This window comes from Runella sp. (assembly GCF_965279615.1).
Lineage (GTDB): Bacteria > Bacteroidota > Bacteroidia > Cytophagales > Spirosomataceae > Runella.
Map to the genome: position 1 here is coordinate 7,431,132 of NZ_OZ257252.1, position 16,856 is coordinate 7,447,987.

The window sequence follows — 16,856 nt, forward strand, 5'->3', positions numbered from 1 at the left end:
TTTTAAAGCGTAATTAATTTTTGAACCAGTGAGTTAAATTTTGCCGCCCATTGCTCTCCGACGTACGAAAGCGTGATCTTTCTTGTGTTCAGATCAACGAATTCAAAAGAGATGAGTAAATAATCGTCGAATTCGGTTATGACTTTTGTGCCCCATTCGATCAGCATAATGGATTGAGAAAAATAATCCTCTAACCCCAAGTCCCTGAACTCAGAAATACCCGATAGTCTATAGGTATCAATATGCAATAAATTCCCTTGGTTAAGGGTATAAAAATTAGCAATGGTGAACGTGGGACTGGTAACGGGATTAGGCGATCCCAGTTTGCCGGCAAATGCTTTTACAAAATGTGTTTTTCCCGTTCCTAAATTACCGTCAAGAATGATGACATCTCCTAAGTCAACATTCGGAGCAATGAGTTGGGCTATGGTGCCGGTTTCTTCTTCGTTTTTGGAAATAATGCTGAATTGATTCATTTACACTGTCATTAAGCGGACAAAAGGGTATTTTTTAGCATACCTTCACTACTATGGCGCAAAAGTAAAGCCTCTTTTACAGTAGACCTAATCTTTTTGTAATTTAGCTATTGTCTTCAAACCTATCGCCGGTTAGGTAATATGGTGTTTAGTCGTTGAAATATCTGCCGCTTTTCCGGCACGGAAGTATTTTTCAACCAATAAATTATCAACCCGAAAGATTGTTATGCCCCAAAATTAGCCCATAGTGCACTTTTCGCCGTCGATAGTCGAGGGTTTTTACTAATTTGGGCATTATTTCCCCTTTTTGTATGAATTTTAACTACGAACTCACCGCGGTTGAATACATTTTTATGGGTGCGTTTCTCGTACTTTATATATTATATATTGGCCGTACATTTTTGGTTGCGAGGGCATTGGGAGCAACGGCCCGTGCGGTAGTGATCAAGTTTTTTCTGCGTACTACCTATTTTGCACTCTTGATCGTGGCGTTGTTAGGACCCTTTTTCGGCGAACCCGAACGAGATATTATTGCGGAAGGAAAAGACGTAATGGTAGTTGTAGACGTTTCCAAATCCATGGATGCCACCGATATACAGCCATCCCGTCTTGAGAAAGTAAAGTTTGAACTACAGCGACTTATTTCTTCCTTGGGCGAAAACCGGTTTGGCCTGATCGTGTTTTCCGCAACTCCCTTTCTACAGGTTCCTTTGACGTTTGACCTGAATGCTTTTGAATTGTTTGCGCAATCGCTGAGTACTTCGCAGGTAAGCAGCACAGGTACAGATATTTGCGGTTCTCTTGATCTGTGTATTCAAAAGTTACTTCAAAATCCGGCGGCAAATACATCAAAGATTATTTTACTGATGACCGATGGCGAAGATTTTGGGAATTGTGAACGTAAAACGTTGGCTTCCATTCGGCAATTTGGTCTGAATTTATTCATTGTCGGAATCGGTACAAACGCAGGAGGACATATTCGCCAAAGGGGAGATTGGATTAAAGATGAAGATGGACAAGTGGTTACGACCAAATTGAACAGTACTTACCTGAGAGAGTTGGCTATGGCAACCAATGGAAAGTATTTTGAAATAAACAATCGCACCAACTCGATCCCGGATGTGGTGAACGCCATTAATTCGGTGGAAAGTAGGTTGATTGATAGCCGAAAGGTGGCAGTGGTCAGTAATAAGTACAGGTACTTTTTGTTGGCGGCGTTGGTGTTGATCGCGTTGGATGTGTTGGTGACGGTTACTACATTCCAGGTGTAAGTGTATCTTTTTGCCGGTTTTTAAGTACTCACGTTTAATTCATAATTAACCCACACACTTTTACTCTAACAAACGCTTATGTCCCAAAATGAGAACCTGCAACAATCGCTTACCCCTACCTTGCTTTGGGGATTAGGCGTAGGATATGTTATTTCCGGAATGTATTTCGGCTGGAATTTCGGCTTGGAAAAAGGCGGTACATTAGGGATGGCCGTAGCTACCGGATTGGCGGTCGTAATGTACGTTTGCTTTACGCTTGGTTATGCAGAATTAGCGTGCGCTATCCCCAAAGCAGGTGGTGTCTTTGACTACGCAACGAGGGCTTTGGGGCGTGATTGGGGCTTTATGGCGGGCATTGCCCAAGTCTTTGAATTTGTATTGGCACCTCCTGCCATTGCCGTTGGCATTGGGGCACACGTCAATTTGTTCTTTCCGGAACTGCCGCCTACCTATGCGGCCTTCAGCGCGTATGTACTTTTCACTATGCTCAATGTCATAGGGGTGAAGTTGGCTGCTACGTTCGAGCTGTTGATTACTTTTTTGGCCGTAGCAGGGTTAATAATATTTGCGGGCGCTACTTACAACCAAATTTCGATCAGTCATCTTACGTCCAATGCATTGCCCAATGGTTGGGCGGGTGTTTGGGCTGCTATTCCTTTCTCTATTTGGTTTTTTCTGGGAATTGAGGGCTTGGCCAATGCGGCCGAAGAAAGTCAGAATCCCCAACGGGATCTTATTCGCGGATTTGCCTCTGCCATGACTACCTTGGTAGTGCTTTGTGCGTTCACGTTTATCTGTTCCGTTGGAGTAGGAGGGTGGGAAGCGGTGGTGTATAAAGCCGACGGTACTACTTCCGATTCACCCTTGCCTTTGGCCCTGGCTCGACTGGTTGGAGATGATACGCCTTTGTATTTTGCAGTCATTGTGTTCGGCCTTTTTGGTTTGGTTGCCTCTTTTCATGGGCTATTGATGGCAGCCGGAAGAGCCACTTTTGAAATGGGGCGCATCGGGCATTTCCCCAAAATACTCGGACAGGTTCACGCTAAATTTAAAACACCTACCAACGCTTTGGTGGGCAATATGTTGGTGGGAGTTCTGATATTGTTGTCAAACACCGCGGCTGAAATTATTATCCTATCAGTTTTGGGTGCCTTGACATTGTACTGCTTTGGCTCTATAAGTGTATTGCAACTGCGTCGGAAAGCGCCCGGTTTAAAGCGCCCTTTCCTATCGCCGGCTTATCCTTTTGTACCGCTTTGTGCACTTACGCTTTCGAGCGTGGCATTGGTTGCGGTAGCGGTCTCTAATCCTCTGCTTACCGGTTATTATGTAGGAGCATTGGTCTTGGCATTTGTCCTTTATAAGTTCTCCAACAGGGAAAAGGAATAGAAGCAATCATCCCGGACAGTATATTTTTCGATTGAAAATGCCATACGAAAAAATACTGAAAAAAGCAAATGCACTTTTTGGGTACATAAGTGTATTTTTAATAATGTTTTCAGGATTCACTAGGCGTCGCTTTTAAAATAAATGTCCGAAGTCGGAATATGATGATTGCATATAAAACGATGAATTGACTTTTAAGTGAGATGAAATGCCAAAATGTATCTTTGAATAACTGAAAAAATACGCACGAAACCGGATAATTTTTCGCTTTCTATCAGGCCAACTTAAAATAATCATACTATTACTTTGAAGAGTTAAAATTGATTTTATTTTTTTTAAATTTTAATTTAATTTTAATATTCACTTAATAGATATTTAGGTATTATTGCATTCGAATTCAATTCTAGCTCAAACGGAGTTGGATTTATAGAAATGGTGTGGATAACGTCGGAAAGCTGTTCGAACTCTCGGGCAGCTTTTTGTTTTTTTACAAAATCATTATTTGAACCCAATTGATGTTAGATTTGGGTGTTTTTTATAGCAATCTACAATCTAAACAGTTACTGAATTCTTCCGTAATCTACATGTGGGATTCTTACCTCAAACACTTTAAAGATTATTTGATGCTGGAACGGGGTTTGGCCGACAACTCGGTGGAAGCCTACGTTCGTGACGCTACCAAGTTGTCTGAGTACATAGACTTGTTGGGGGGAAAAGAGTTAACCGAAATGACCGAATTGGATATTTTGGGCTTTTTAGGATACCTCCATGATTTAGGTTTGGTTGCCTATTCTCAGGCAAGAATGCTATCCGGAATCAAAGCCTTCTTCAATTATTTGGTGCTGGAAAATATATTGATCACAGATCCGACCCTGTTGATCGAATCGCCGCATTTGTCGAGAAGTTTGCCTGATGTACTCACCTATCCCGAAATGGTACAACTTTTAGAGGCCAATGATGTTTCTACGGCAGAAGGCGCTCGCAATCGTGCGATGCTTGAGGTCTTGTACAGTTCAGGATTGCGGGTGTCAGAGTTGGTCAATTTGCAAATTACCAACTGTTATTTTGACGCCGGTTTCATGCGCGTTATCGGAAAAGGCAACAAAACCCGCCTCGTACCCATCGGTAGCGATGCCATTAAATACACGATATTATACATCGAACACGTCCGAAGTTTGATAGAAGTGCAAAAAGGGCATGAAGACTATGTATTTCTGAACCGCAGAGGCAAGCAACTGACCCGGGTAATGATCTTCATTATCATAAAAAATTTGGTTGAACAGATAGGATTGAATAAAATCGTGAGTCCGCACACGTTCCGTCATTCTTTTGCCACTCACCTGATCGAAGGAGGCGCTGATCTGCGGGCCGTTCAGGAAATGTTGGGACACGAATCCATTACTACAACGGAGATTTATACCCATTTAGACCGTGAATACCTGCGGGAAGTCGTAACAAAATATCATCCCCGTGCCTAAAAAAAAGTCGCGGAGGTCAATGACCTCCGCGACTTTGCCTTTATTTTACCCCTTATTCAAATCACACTTGAAGCAATGTGATTCAGTTTCTTTTACGCATTTTCACCGCCGTTTTTCTCCCCTACAAAATAGTGCTCGGGTTGCTTAAAGAGCAGATTGAAAGAGGTTAGAGAGCCGTATATTTTGGTGATGTATTGCTGTATATTTACTTTTTCTTCATCGCTTAAGTTGCTGGCATTCACGCGTTGTTCCATTACCCTGAGCCGATCGCGCACCATCACTATCTTATGAAAAAAACTGTCAATTGTCATTTCTTTTGCTGCCAAGTCGTAGCGCCCCGGTTTTAAAATGAGTTTGCCGCCTTTCCATTTGTCGCCGAGAGGTACGATTTCTGTGGCATCCATCCATTTTTGGAGTACTTTATTTAATGTCTGCTCCACATCAAACAGACTTACCAAATCGGTGTCTAATTCAATAGCCTCAATTATTTCCAGCGGCTCATTTATTTTAATAACTTTGGCACCATGCTGCAGGAACGTGATCGTATAGCCATTGGACTTGACATTAATGACTACTCCCTCTCCAAATTCAGCATGGCGGACTCGTGAACCAATGCCTAATAGACTATTCATGCTTTAATTATACTAATGAGTTATATTAAACATATTATCAAATTGCGTGCCGGAAATATTTACTTTGATAAAATGGCTTGATAAAGTTACTAAATAATTGATTATCAATATTTAATATTTTATTTTTTATACAAAGACGTTTTTAGGAAAAAGATAATCGACATGTCCGTAAAAGATAAATATACCCATTTTAACCTTACAGAAGGAATACATTTCATTAATTGTGCTACTCGCGGGCCTTTTTCAAGAGCCGTCGAAAAGGCCGGAATTGAAGCCATTCAGCATTTTAGTCCAAGCATTCATCAAATACGTCCGGATGATTTTTTTGAAAGAGCCTGGGTAGTTCGCGAGTTGTTTGATCAACTCATCAATAGCCAAGACAAAGAGCGAATAGCGATCGTGCCATCTGTTTCGTATGCTATGGCAGTCATGGCGCGCAATCTTCATCGCAAACCGGGATTACGAGCCGGCCAACATATTCTGCTGTTAGGAGATGAATTTCCGAGCGATGTATATGCCTGGTCGAGGGTCTGTGAAGAATTGGCGCTGAAAATAGTGACCGTGCCAATGCCCAACACGGAAACCATAGGGCAGGAGTGGAATGCGCGCATTTTGGAGGCCATCAATACCGATACGGCGTTGGTGGTAATGCCGCATGTGCATTGGCAATACGGAATTAAATTTGACATAGAAAAAATAACCGCGCGTGCAAGACAGTTTGAAGCGCTTGTTGCCATTGATGGGACACAATCGGTGAGTGCGCTTAGTTTTGACATCCAAAAAGTGAAACCGGATATGTTGGTATGTGCCGCATACAAATGGATGATGGGACCTTATGGTATGGGACTGACGTACTATGGCGAATTTTTTGACGGAGGAATTCCTTTGGAAGAATCATGGATGGCGCGGGAAGAAAGCAATTTGTTTTATAAACTGACGGACTATCAGAAAATCTACCGACCCAAAGCATACCGTTATAACGTAGGCGAACACTCGCATTTTATTCAAATGCCGATGCTGGAAGTGGCTTTGCGTGAAAAACTGGAATGGGGATGCGATTTGATTCAGGCTCATTGCCAATCGCTTTGGCAGGAACCTATTCAAAAATTAGCCAAACTTGGCGTACAATTTGAACCCGAGTCAGAGCGGGCGCATCATTTAGTGGGTATAAGACTACCGGAAACAACGGATGTGATGAAAACCCAACAGGCGTTGGCAATGCGAAACGTAATTGTGGCGGCTCGTGGACAGGGAATTCGGGTGTCGCCTCATTTGTACAACACTCCGGACGACATGAATGCTTTGGTAGAAGCATTAACAGAGGTGTTATCTTAACGACGGGTGGTATCAATAGCAATGGAATCACTTGGCGCTGCCACGTCAAAAGCGCGCACGATCTGTTTCTTCTTGTTCCAGGGAGCGGTTGTGCGCCTTGCCATGTCGACGGCAAAAAATACCACAATGGCTATAAAAACGATGCTGGCGATGATAAATATTTTACGATTTTTATTCATTCGATAGTTGTGAAAGGCAGGTGGGGGGCATTACTGATTTCTAAGTTGTTTTGGAGCGTCGTAGCTGATAAATTTACCCGTTCGGGAGGAAACCTCTTCCCAGTCAATATTGTCAAATTCGACAATGACCACTGCCCCTTTTGACATGGAGCCAATGTCGTAATTGGTGAGGTATTCGGCAAAATAGCTGATGTCCGGATTATGCCCGAAGATCATCAGATGGTGGCAATTGTCCGGGGCCGATGTGACAGCGGCGAGGTAGGCTTTCGGGCCGTTATCGTACAGATCGCGGGTGGTTTTGATGGCTTCGTATTCGTAGTGGAGCTGCTCGGCTATGATACGTGCCGTCTGAAAAGCTCTCGCTGCCGAACTGCTGACCAACAGATCAGGCTTTAAGCCTTTGTCAGCCAGAAACTTTCCCATCCGGGCGGCATCAATGGTACCTGAGGAGGTAAGTTCGCGGTCGAAATCCCCGAAAAACGAAGAACTCTCTTCCGCTTTCGCATGGCGGACTATGTACAGATAACGTTTCATAGAAGTCATTTTTGCAAAAATAAGCTATCTTTGTCGGCTCGCCAAGTGTCGCCCGCATGAAAATTTTAAACGTCTTTGCTGCTGTTATAGTACTCATTATTGCGTTCTTATTTTATCGTTTTGTTGATCAAAATGCTGTAAATGTCCCGTTTTTTGATGATTACGCCTATTTAGAATACATCATTAAATTTATCAATGCGCCTGATGTACTGCATTTTTTGCAGGAATTGGAATTTAAGCACAACGGACACGGCGTCATTACGGCCAAATCGGTGTTTTGGCTGGATTATCTTTTAACGGGCGAAGCGAATTATCGGACGTTGATCCTGGCAGGCAGCGGCTTGGTTATTTTGCTGTTTTGGTATTTTTGGAACCTTTTGGCAGCAAACCGAATGCCTTTTTGGTATAGCCTGCCCATTGCCTTATTTCTATTTACACCGGCTTACCACGAGAATATCTTCTGGGCGGCGGCTTTGTGGCAATACACTGCTTCGTTTGCCATTGGATTATGGACCTATTATGTACTGACAAAAGAGAATCGTTGGGCTTTTGCAATGGCTGTTGCAGGCGGATTTTTGTTGACTTATACCAACGGAAACGGACTTTTTGGGATGTACGTTGGAGTGATCATTCCGTTGCTGCAAACCCGCTACAAAAGAGTAGCTGTTTGGTTGATTGCCTGTATCATTACTACCATTATTTTTTATTGGTATTATCCCTTTGGTTTTGGGTCGCTGGGGCAGGAAAAAAGTCTCAAAAATTCTCTCTTGACCATTGTTTCTTTTTTTGGTTCCTGTGCATCTTATTTTAGAGGGCGTTTGCCGGAAGTGGCTGTTTTGGGAGGGCTGATTACATTTTTATTGATAGGTTTGGCGCTTTGGCTGGCGGTAGAATACATCAAAAAAATAATTAACAGTCGTTCGCAAGGTAAAATTTTGCCGGTTTTTACAAAACATTCGGTCAATTTATCATTGCTGTCGTTGCTTGCCTGGCTGCTTGTGACCGGTTTGGGAGTAGCTACCGCTCGGGCCGGCAATGCGTTGGAAACACCGGCCCGGTACATGATTTATTCCGTTATGGCCGTCGTTTCCCTGTATGTGGCTTTCCTGTTGCTGCTTCCTCAACGAATGCAAAAAATAATAGCCGCCGGCATGATACCGATCGGTGGTTTTTTTGTGTTGAGTACGTATATGTTTGCGTCGCCGGATGTTATCAATTTTCGGAATTCGTTGATATCCGATGCTTTTTCGCTTGGGCAACATCGCCGGGTGACGGGCAAACTGGAGACGATGACCAACTCTGTGGTCAAAAAATACTTTGACGAAGCCCTAAAAAAAGGAATTTATGTATTGCCAACTACTGTTCTGAACGAAGCCGATTTAGTGACGGTCGACTCATCGGCGCCGCTCAAAGTGTCATTAAAGGTCTATTTAGATACGTTACCGGCCTATGGAGGTATTTTGATCAACAAAGTGAGCAGTGAACGCTTAGGAGTAAATCATACCAAACAAAGTGATGCTTTGTTCATGTTATTGAAAAAAGATTCAGTTGTCTATGCAACGGCTGTAAAACAGCGTCCCAATCGAGAGCGTAATTCATTTCTGCGCACAGGAAATTACTTTAAAGAAGGATTTGAAGCGTGGGTTTTTCAGGATAATGTGCCTGAAGGCGACTATCAGGTAGGCTTCCTTTTTAATGAGGGCGAAAAACCACGCGTTGTTTATACTCCTCAACACCTTATAATTCAGGATTTTCAGAAATAAGCTGCTAACTTTGCAAACTTTTTCGGGAGTTTGCCATCCAATAAAATTACAATGAGTACTATCCAACAGGAAATAGCCAAACGGCGCACATTTGCCATTATCAGTCACCCCGATGCGGGAAAAACAACATTGACCGAAAAGCTGCTGCTTTTTGGAGGAGCCATTCAAACTGCCGGCGCTGTAAAATCAAATAAGATCAAAAAGACCGCTACGTCTGACTTTATGGAAATAGAGAAACAACGCGGTATCTCGGTGGCTACGTCAGTAATGACGTTTGAGTATAATCATTTGCTTATCAATATTTTAGACACACCCGGTCACAAAGACTTTGCGGAAGATACTTACCGTACGCTGACGGCGGTTGACTCAGTGATCTTGGTGATCGACTGCGTAAAAGGCGTAGAAGAGCAGACCGAACGCCTCATGGAAGTATGCCGTATGCGGGATACTCCGGTGATCGTTTTTATCAATAAAATGGATCGGGAAGGGCAAAATCCGTTTGATCTGTTGGATGAGCTGGAACAAAAATTAAACCTGAAAGTGCGCCCGCTGACGTGGCCCGTCAACGGTGGTGCAACGTTCAAAGGAGTGTATCACTTGTTGGAAAAACAAATGTATTTTTTCAAAGTGAACAAAACCAAAGTAGAAGATGATGTAGCGTTGTTGGAGTTGGAATCTGACGAACTGGATGAAAAAGTTGGCACACGCGATGCCGACCAATTGCGGGAAGATGTCGAGCTGATTGATGGTGTTTACGATCAATTTGACCGTGAAGATTATCTTTCGGGAAAAGTAGCTCCTGTGTTTTTTGGCAGTGCGGTCAATAACTTCGGAGTGCGTGAATTGTTGGAGGCGTTTTGCCAAATATCACCGCTTCCCATTGCACGTCAGACGAATGTGCGGGTAGTGGAACCAACGGAGAAAAACTTTACGGGATTTATTTTCAAGATACACGCTAACATCGACCCGCGCCACCGCGACCGTATCGCTTTTTTACGGGTATGTTCGGGCACCTTTGAACGTGGTAAGTTCTACCTTAATACACGTTTGGAAAAGAATGTTCGCTTTTCCAATCCTTACAGTTTTATGGCCTCGGCCAAAGAAGTTATTGACGAAGGTTTTCCGGGCGATGTGATCGGCCTGTACGACACGGGTACGTTCAAGATCGGTGATACGTTGACCGAAGGAGAAGAATTGCAATATGCCGGGATTCCGAGTTTTTCACCTGAGATATTCAAAGAGTTGATCAACCTTGACCCCATGAAATCCAAGCAGTTGGAGAAAGGAGTACAGCAGTTGACCGATGAAGGTGTAGCGCAGTTGTTTACGGTGCAACCGGGAAACAGAAAGGTTGTGGGAACGGTAGGCGAACTGCAATTTGAGGTCATTCAATACCGTTTGGAACATGAATACGGTGCCAAATGCCGTTGGGTGCAGATGAATACGACGCGGGCGTGTTGGATCACGAGCGAAGACCCCAAGAAACTTCAGGAATTTATCCGTTTGAAAGGAACTCAGATCGGGTATGATAAAGATGATAATCCTGTTTTTCTGGCCGATTCTGAATGGATGTTACGCATGAACCGCGATAATAATCCTGATATTCAGTTTCATACGACTTCAGAATTTAAGATAATGACAGATTAGTGAAAAGCGGGGATTTTTCCCGCTTTTGTCATTTTAAGACTTTAACCGGGAAAAGAAGAAATAAAAAAAGCTGCCCGAAATTCTCGAACAGCTTTCCGACTATATCCACACCATTATTAGTTGTGCAAATATAGTTAGAAAACAATTTATTCCAAAAAAAATCCTGTGTTTTTTTAGAGGGTATCCGGTCCGGATTTTATGGCTGAAACAAGGCTTTTTGTAAGTCAGCGGGTTGCAGATTGTTTAGATTAGCTAAAACTATGTCTGCTTTTGTTAAAATCTCCGGTTGACCGATTCCAACGGTTTTCATGCCTGCCCTTTGACCGGCTTCGATCCCTGCGACGGCGTCTTCAAACACAACGCATTCCTCGGGAGAAACGCCTAATTCCTGCGCTCCTTTCAAAAAAACTTCGGGATCGGGTTTGCCTTTGGTTATTTTAGTACCGTCAATGATGGCGTCGAAGGCATTGAGAATACCGATGCGTTCCAGAATCGGTTTGGCATTTTTGCTCACCGATCCCAACCCTATTTTTATTCCTGCCGAACGTGTTTTTTCTAAAAACTCAGTGACGCCCGGTAAGATGTCGTCGGGAATCATTTTGTTGATCAACTCTACGTACCAGTCATTCTTAAGCGTGGCGTAGGCATCTTTGGTAGCGGCATCGAGCGTTACGTTTCCGTGGGCAAGAATACGATCAAGCGATTCGGTGCGACTTACTCCTTTAAGACTTTCGTTAAACGCTTCCGAAATGTCAAATCCTAATTTTTCGTTGGCCAGTCGCCGCCATGCCTGATAGTGAAAGTGGGCAGTATCTACAATGACCCCGTCGAGGTCAAACAAAAATGCTTTTGGCTCGGCCATGTCTGAAGAGCGTAGGTTTGGTGAGGCGCAAAAATACGCCGGATGGTCCTACTTCTAATCATCTTGGGGCAGTAAATTTGGAAAGAAGACTATTTTGTCGGAAATCCGCTCTTTTTCAGCGTTTCAAAAAGCTGTTTTACTTCGGGGATTCGTTTGTCGCCGTTGAGGGCAAAGTACCAAAATGTTTCCAGTTCGCCACGGTGCATGGCCTGATTCATATCGCCGCTCTGCGATTTATGGGAGGCCTTAACCCAGTCGGCTACGATCATATAGCTGTGTTTGTTGTCTTCACCAAATCCAAATGAACGGTCAAATTCAAAAACGGGTGCGTTGGGGCTAACGTTGGTTTCGGGATACCCTTCGAGCGATGAAAAGGTAAAAGTATACCCTTTGTTTGCTGATTGACCTCCCAACACGATTGGCGGCTTAGAACCTTTATAACGTTGAACTGCGCGCAACGCAGACAACGAAGCGGCTTTATGGTGGGCATGTTGGCCTTCGTGCGGAACCAGACAAAAAATATAATCATATTGTCCCTTAGCCAAAATCCCATCCAATCGTCGTTCGATGTAGTTGATGTCCCAGTTCTTACCCTGTAGATACGGCTTTTCGTTGCGGTTATAATAATCGTCGATCTGATCAAAAAAGAAATAATTACCTATCCCCAAAATTTCTCCTGCAGCCATCATTTCCTTCTTACGTATAAGGGGTAAGTTCTTACGTCCCACAACTGAGTCGAGCATGTTCATGCCGTAATACATCGACGCCACCATTCCGTTAAAGCCCCCTGAGGCATCGGTAATTAACGCAAGGTCAGCACTTCCTTTGAGCTCACGGGTGATCTTAAAAACAGTAACCGGAAACATCGTCTCGTCATCGGGATGGGCAGTAACAATAAGCACCTTGGGGCCTTGGGCGAAACCGTTTAATGCCCCGAGAAAGACGATAATTATGATTAATAATCGCATAGATTTTAAGAAGAAAATAAATAATGATTTTAAATAACACCGACCTGGCTAATAGACAAACCGTTTGATAACTAATTATGAAATCTTTTGGCAATGAATGTCCTTTTTTGGTAAAATGCCTATATTTAACCTTTGATAAATTGCCTATATAGCCTTAAAATTATGATATTACCTATCAAGGATAAATATGCCTTTTCCTCCGGGATATTTCCTGTTACAAAAGGGATTCATGTCCGGAATCTTCTCCTAACTTTTCATTTTTTTACCGCGAGGGTCTGAGTAAAGTCATTTTAGGTCTCTCTTCAGCAATTTTATTGTTCGATAAATTTATATCCTTTACTCTACTTAAACCATTTTGAAATAAATGTTTATTAATCGTTTTTCCGGTCCCAAAATAAGTGTGCTGATTCTATATTTGGGAATAATTACGAGTCAATTGGCTCAGGCGCAACTTGCAATCTCATTTCCGTTTGATGGCGCGGTTTTTCAACGAACTGCGTTCAATAATGCAACGCTTTTCATCGCAGGAAGTTATACGGGCGCCGTTGAGCGCGTTGAAGCGCGCCTGATTGCGGCGGCCGGAGGGACAAGTATTGACTGGACAAGTATTGATTATCACCCTGCCGGAGGAATATATAAAGGCAGCCTGAGTAGTGTAACGGGAGGTTGGTATACATTGGAAGTTCGTTCAATAGTATTTAACAATGTGGTTTCCACCACATCTCTGGGTCGGGTAGGTGTAGGGGAAGTTTTTATCATAGCGGGGCAATCCAATGTACAGGGAATTGAGAATCATGGAAATAAAGCTTCATCGGATGGTCAGGAGCGTATAAAATATGTCAACTGGCTGCTGCCTTGTCCCGACGGTACCTGTCAGAATATTGATCCGCCATTTCCGCAGATATCTACGTTGAACAGTACTGATCAGGGGCTGCATATTGCTCCTAACGGAAATACTTCCTGGGCTTGGGGAGAGTTGGGCGATAAGCTGTTAGCTCGTTTTAATGTTCCTGTATTATTTTTTAATGCGGCGGCAAGCGGCTCATCAGTAGGCAATTGGAGCCGTAGCGCCGATGGTCTGCCTTCTGCCCATCCACACATTGGAATACAATATGGAGGTAACCCGAACTTCCCTTATCACTATTTACGTAAGGCATTAAATTACTATGCCTCTTTGTTTGGGGTTAGGGCGGTTCTCTGGCATCAGGGAGAATCTGATACAGTTAAAAATCGAAATAATGACCCAAACGACAATACTTCTGCAACCGAATACCGCGATAGTTTGAATTATGTGATCAATAAATCCCGTAATCATTCCAATAAGATTCTGCTGCCTTGGGTGGTGGCCAAAGTGTCTTATTGGTTAGATGCCGGCGGTGGCTCCGGAATGGATTCGGAAGTGATAGCGGGACAAAATGCAACCATTAATACAGGAAACAAGATTTTTGATGGACCAAACACTGACAATATTCAAATCCCCCGCGTAGATGGAGTTCACCTTGAAAATGTAACAAATGGCATACAAGGGATTTCTGAAATGGCTACGGCGTGGAATACATCCCTTAGTGATAATTTCTTTGTCAATGCCACGCCGTATGCCGCAGCCGATCTCCCTTCATTGTCTTTAGGCTGTTCAGGAAATACCTATACCATTACGGCACCAAGCGGGTATGCTTCTTATTATTGGGTTAACGGCAATAATGATATTTCTTCAGTATCACCAACCGGTCAGATTTTATCCGTACCCCCCGGTTCGGGAACATACCGGGTGTATTTGAAGGATTCCTCAGGCAACATAATTCTCTCTCAGGCGGTTACGGTGCCGGCCACTACTCCGCAACCTCCTTCGTTGTCAGCCGTACCGTCAAATATAACGGCAGGGCAATCTGTTACGCTCTATGCGCAGGGATGCTCAGGAGGCGTTGCATGGTCGACCGGACAAGGAGGGTATAGCGTTTCGCAAACGCCTTCACAAACCACCACTTACACCGCTACGTGCAGTATTGGGAGCTGTGTCTCTGTTCCTGCTTCCGTACAGGTCAGCACGTGCCAGTCGGATATTACCATAACGGCACAGTATGTTTCGGGCCAAAATGTTACTGTAAAAGCCTCCAATTCAATCACCGGGCTTAATGCTGTTCGGGCAGGTGCAACCATTATATACGACGCCAAAAATGCAGTTATTCTTCAACCGGGCTTTTTGGCCGAACAAAACAGTCTGTTTACGGCAGTGGTAGGGGGAGGGTGTAGCAATTAAGAATGGTTTGAGTAACTAACTCTTACATTACAACCGCTGACTCGCATACATACGTAGGAATAATGCCCGTACTTTGAATGCGAATCTCGGCATCTTCGGCGGGAATATTGCCCGTTAAGACCAAAACTGTATCCAGTCCAAACTTATTCCCTCCCGAAATATCGGTACGAAGCGTATCGCCGACCATGACAATGTCTTTTTTGCCAATGGTGGGATTTTGCGCTACAACCCGTTCGTAAGCAAACATAAACAGCTGAGCATCAGGTTTTCCAAATCGAATAAACTGCTTGCCAACAATAGTCTCAAGCATATCGGCTACGCCGCCGATGGCAATGGCTACCTGCGTTTTTGACGTAGGGTACGTATTGTCGGTGTTGGCAACAATGACGGGAATAGTCCGTCGACGCAGCAGATTGACAGCTTTGTTGAGGTCATTGTTCCAGTCAAAACCTTCATCGTCGAGCAGCACCAAAGCATTAATATCGGTGGTATTTTCCAGATCAACGTCTGAGATAGAAAGGGTTTTTAAATCGGCGGTTTCGATGTAATGTGCTGAATCTTCGGTGCCCAAATACACCGCCGTCCCTTGTTTTACCTTTAATTGCAAATATTCCCGCGCCAACATACCCGAAGAAATGATGCTGTCTGCCGTAATGTCATGCAATCCCAATCGCCAATAAGATTCGGCCAATTGTTGCGGACTCCGGGAGGCGTCGTTGGTGAGTATATAAAACTGTTTTTGCTGTTGTCGTAAGTAAGAAAACGTATCAACAATGTTGGGAATGAGGCCATTGGCGTTTTTTAACACGCCAAAGGCATCAAAGAAAAAAACTTGGTAACGGTCGGCAATCTCTTTAAAATTATCCAGATTTAACATGTACAGAAAAGGTCAGAGATGAAGTGTAAGTTAGGAATTAAAGCTTTAATCGTTCTAAAATAGGTTCTACGGAAAAATGCTCAATTGATGGAAAATATGTATTGTATGCTTCGCTCTGTAATTTGATCGCGTAGGTACGGTGGAAAAAATAGCGACCGTATTTAATAACATAGTTCAAAATAAAAAAGCGATAGGCTTCGGGCAGAAACAGTATGTCGCGTCTGGTGAGGGGAAATACCTTATGGTATTCTTCCAAAAACCAGCCAAAACGTTCTTCAGCCAATGGATTGATCAAATACGAAAACACGGTCCGGTCTCCGGCGTCGGAGCAAACCCGACTGAAAAAGTAAAAATCCAATACCCGATAACTGATTCTGAACCAATCATAATCCCAGCGGGAGAACAGCTCTAAATCGTTGGTTACCGAAAAATTGCCGATGTTCCAGTCCAAAAATACGGGAATGGTTTCGATAGCGCCGGCAACAATCGTTTTTCGGTTTTCCAAAAAAAGATTGCATTGCACCCGAAGGGCTTCAATGTTCATGCGGTGCTCGTATTGACCGGTTTCAGTGTCCAAAAGATCAAGCAAGTCCTGAATATCAGACCGCAGGGTTTTGGAGGATTTGGGCATGACGGTACTCACGCGGGAACAGGCCAAATGAAAACGTGCGATCTCCGAGCCCATCTTTCGGATGTGATGCTCTTCCAAACGGCGGGGAAGTTTTTCCGCCACCCGAATGGGGTTGTAGAAAACGACCCACACGTCAATGTCTTCCTGTTGGTGGCGATACACGTAGACTTGGTTATTTTTAACCAACGATTTCGCCAGTACATTTTCAAACGGATACAGCAGATTGTTTGCCAACGTATGAATCAGACGATGGTCTTCTTTGAAGTGAGCAAACTTACCAAAATACGAGAGTTTGGCAATCACGCGGTCGCCTCCTTCGAGGGTAACTCTAAATACGTGATTGGTAGAAACGCGGGCACTAATGTCTTCAATGTGGTCGATTGGGCGACTGGAATCAAAATCGGCCCACGCAAATCTGATGATGGAAGGATAATCTAAAAAACGCATAGTAAAAATTTTTGCAAAGATAGCGTTAGTTTTTTCTGAATCCTTGAAAAGCAAAACCCCGCAACGTTTCGGCGCTGCGGGGTTTTGGTAAGGCATTGATCAGTAGAAAGAAC

General features: G+C 43.7%; 15 protein-coding genes. 7 read left to right on the top strand and 8 right to left on the bottom strand.

What is annotated here, in order from left to right; translation table 11 throughout:
• Positions 1 to 2: 2 nt before the first annotated feature.
• Positions 3 to 476 (bottom strand): tRNA (adenosine(37)-N6)-threonylcarbamoyltransferase complex ATPase subunit type 1 TsaE, encoded by a 474-nt coding sequence (gene tsaE, locus ACQY73_RS31355; protein ID WP_428658120.1) that lies wholly within the window; start codon positions 474 to 476, stop codon positions 3 to 5.
• A gap of 311 nt (positions 477 to 787) precedes the next feature.
• Here tsaE and ACQY73_RS31360 point away from each other — a divergent pair, with 311 nt between their 5' ends.
• From ACQY73_RS31360 to xerD, 3 genes are all read left to right on the top strand, one after another.
• On the top strand, positions 788 to 1,747 hold the full coding sequence (locus tag ACQY73_RS31360; protein WP_428658121.1) for a vWA domain-containing protein: 960 nt from the start codon (positions 788 to 790) through the stop codon (positions 1,745 to 1,747).
• Positions 1,748 to 1,825: 78 nt separating this feature from the next.
• Complete coding sequence (gene eat, locus ACQY73_RS31365; RefSeq protein ID WP_428658122.1) at positions 1,826 to 3,136, top strand: ethanolamine permease; 1,311 nt, start codon at positions 1,826 to 1,828, stop codon at positions 3,134 to 3,136.
• A 581-nt stretch (positions 3,137 to 3,717) separates the two neighbouring features.
• Complete coding sequence (gene xerD / locus ACQY73_RS31370; RefSeq protein WP_428658123.1) at positions 3,718 to 4,611, top strand: site-specific tyrosine recombinase XerD; 894 nt, start codon at positions 3,718 to 3,720, stop codon at positions 4,609 to 4,611.
• Between the two features lie 92 nt (positions 4,612 to 4,703).
• Here xerD and ACQY73_RS31375 read toward each other — a convergent pair whose 3' ends face one another.
• Complete coding sequence (locus tag ACQY73_RS31375; protein WP_428658124.1) at positions 4,704 to 5,243, bottom strand: hypothetical protein; 540 nt, start codon at positions 5,241 to 5,243, stop codon at positions 4,704 to 4,706.
• Between the two features lie 162 nt (positions 5,244 to 5,405).
• Between ACQY73_RS31375 and ACQY73_RS31380 the strand changes: the two genes are divergently transcribed.
• Complete coding sequence (locus ACQY73_RS31380; protein ID WP_428658125.1) at positions 5,406 to 6,578, top strand: aminotransferase class V-fold PLP-dependent enzyme; 1,173 nt, start codon at positions 5,406 to 5,408, stop codon at positions 6,576 to 6,578.
• Here ACQY73_RS31380 and ACQY73_RS31385 read toward each other — a convergent pair.
• Both ACQY73_RS31385 and ACQY73_RS31390 read right to left on the bottom strand, forming a co-directional pair.
• A complete protein-coding gene (locus ACQY73_RS31385) occupies positions 6,575 to 6,757 on the bottom strand; it encodes a hypothetical protein (protein WP_428658126.1) in 183 nt (60 codons plus the stop codon). The two genes, ACQY73_RS31380 and ACQY73_RS31385, sit on opposite strands and share 4 nt — an antisense overlap.
• A gap of 30 nt (positions 6,758 to 6,787) precedes the next feature.
• Entirely contained in the window at positions 6,788 to 7,291 is a 504-nt protein-coding gene (locus tag ACQY73_RS31390; protein WP_428658127.1) for a SixA phosphatase family protein, read from the bottom strand.
• A 56-nt stretch (positions 7,292 to 7,347) separates the two neighbouring features.
• Here ACQY73_RS31390 and ACQY73_RS31395 point away from each other — a divergent pair, with 56 nt between their 5' ends.
• Positions 7,348 to 9,054: a hypothetical protein gene (locus ACQY73_RS31395; protein ID WP_428658128.1), complete on the top strand. Its 1,707-nt coding sequence runs from the start codon at positions 7,348 to 7,350 to the stop codon at positions 9,052 to 9,054.
• Positions 9,055 to 9,105: 51 nt separating this feature from the next.
• Complete coding sequence (locus ACQY73_RS31400) at positions 9,106 to 10,701, top strand: peptide chain release factor 3 (protein ID WP_428658129.1); 1,596 nt, start codon at positions 9,106 to 9,108, stop codon at positions 10,699 to 10,701.
• A gap of 196 nt (positions 10,702 to 10,897) precedes the next feature.
• Here ACQY73_RS31400 and pgmB read toward each other — a convergent pair whose 3' ends face one another.
• On the bottom strand, positions 10,898 to 11,563 hold the full coding sequence (pgmB, locus tag ACQY73_RS31405; protein WP_428658130.1) for a beta-phosphoglucomutase: 666 nt from the start codon (positions 11,561 to 11,563) through the stop codon (positions 10,898 to 10,900).
• A gap of 89 nt (positions 11,564 to 11,652) precedes the next feature.
• Positions 11,653 to 12,531, bottom strand: a complete 879-nt coding sequence (locus tag ACQY73_RS31410) for a PIG-L family deacetylase (RefSeq protein ID WP_428658131.1) — start codon at positions 12,529 to 12,531, stop codon at positions 11,653 to 11,655.
• A gap of 364 nt (positions 12,532 to 12,895) precedes the next feature.
• Between ACQY73_RS31410 and ACQY73_RS31415 the strand changes: the two genes are divergently transcribed.
• Positions 12,896 to 14,788, top strand: coding sequence for a 3-coathanger stack domain-containing protein (locus ACQY73_RS31415; RefSeq protein ID WP_428658132.1), 1,893 nt, complete (start codon positions 12,896 to 12,898; stop codon positions 14,786 to 14,788).
• 22 nt (positions 14,789 to 14,810) lie between these two features.
• On the opposite strand, the gene ACQY73_RS31420 is transcribed toward ACQY73_RS31415, so the two are convergent.
• On the bottom strand, positions 14,811 to 15,665 hold the full coding sequence (locus ACQY73_RS31420) for a TIGR01459 family HAD-type hydrolase (protein ID WP_428658133.1): 855 nt from the start codon (positions 15,663 to 15,665) through the stop codon (positions 14,811 to 14,813).
• A 37-nt stretch (positions 15,666 to 15,702) separates the two neighbouring features.
• Positions 15,703 to 16,743, bottom strand: a complete 1,041-nt coding sequence (locus ACQY73_RS31425; RefSeq protein WP_428658134.1) for a hypothetical protein — start codon at positions 16,741 to 16,743, stop codon at positions 15,703 to 15,705.
• Between the last annotated feature and the right edge of the window lie 113 nt (positions 16,744 to 16,856).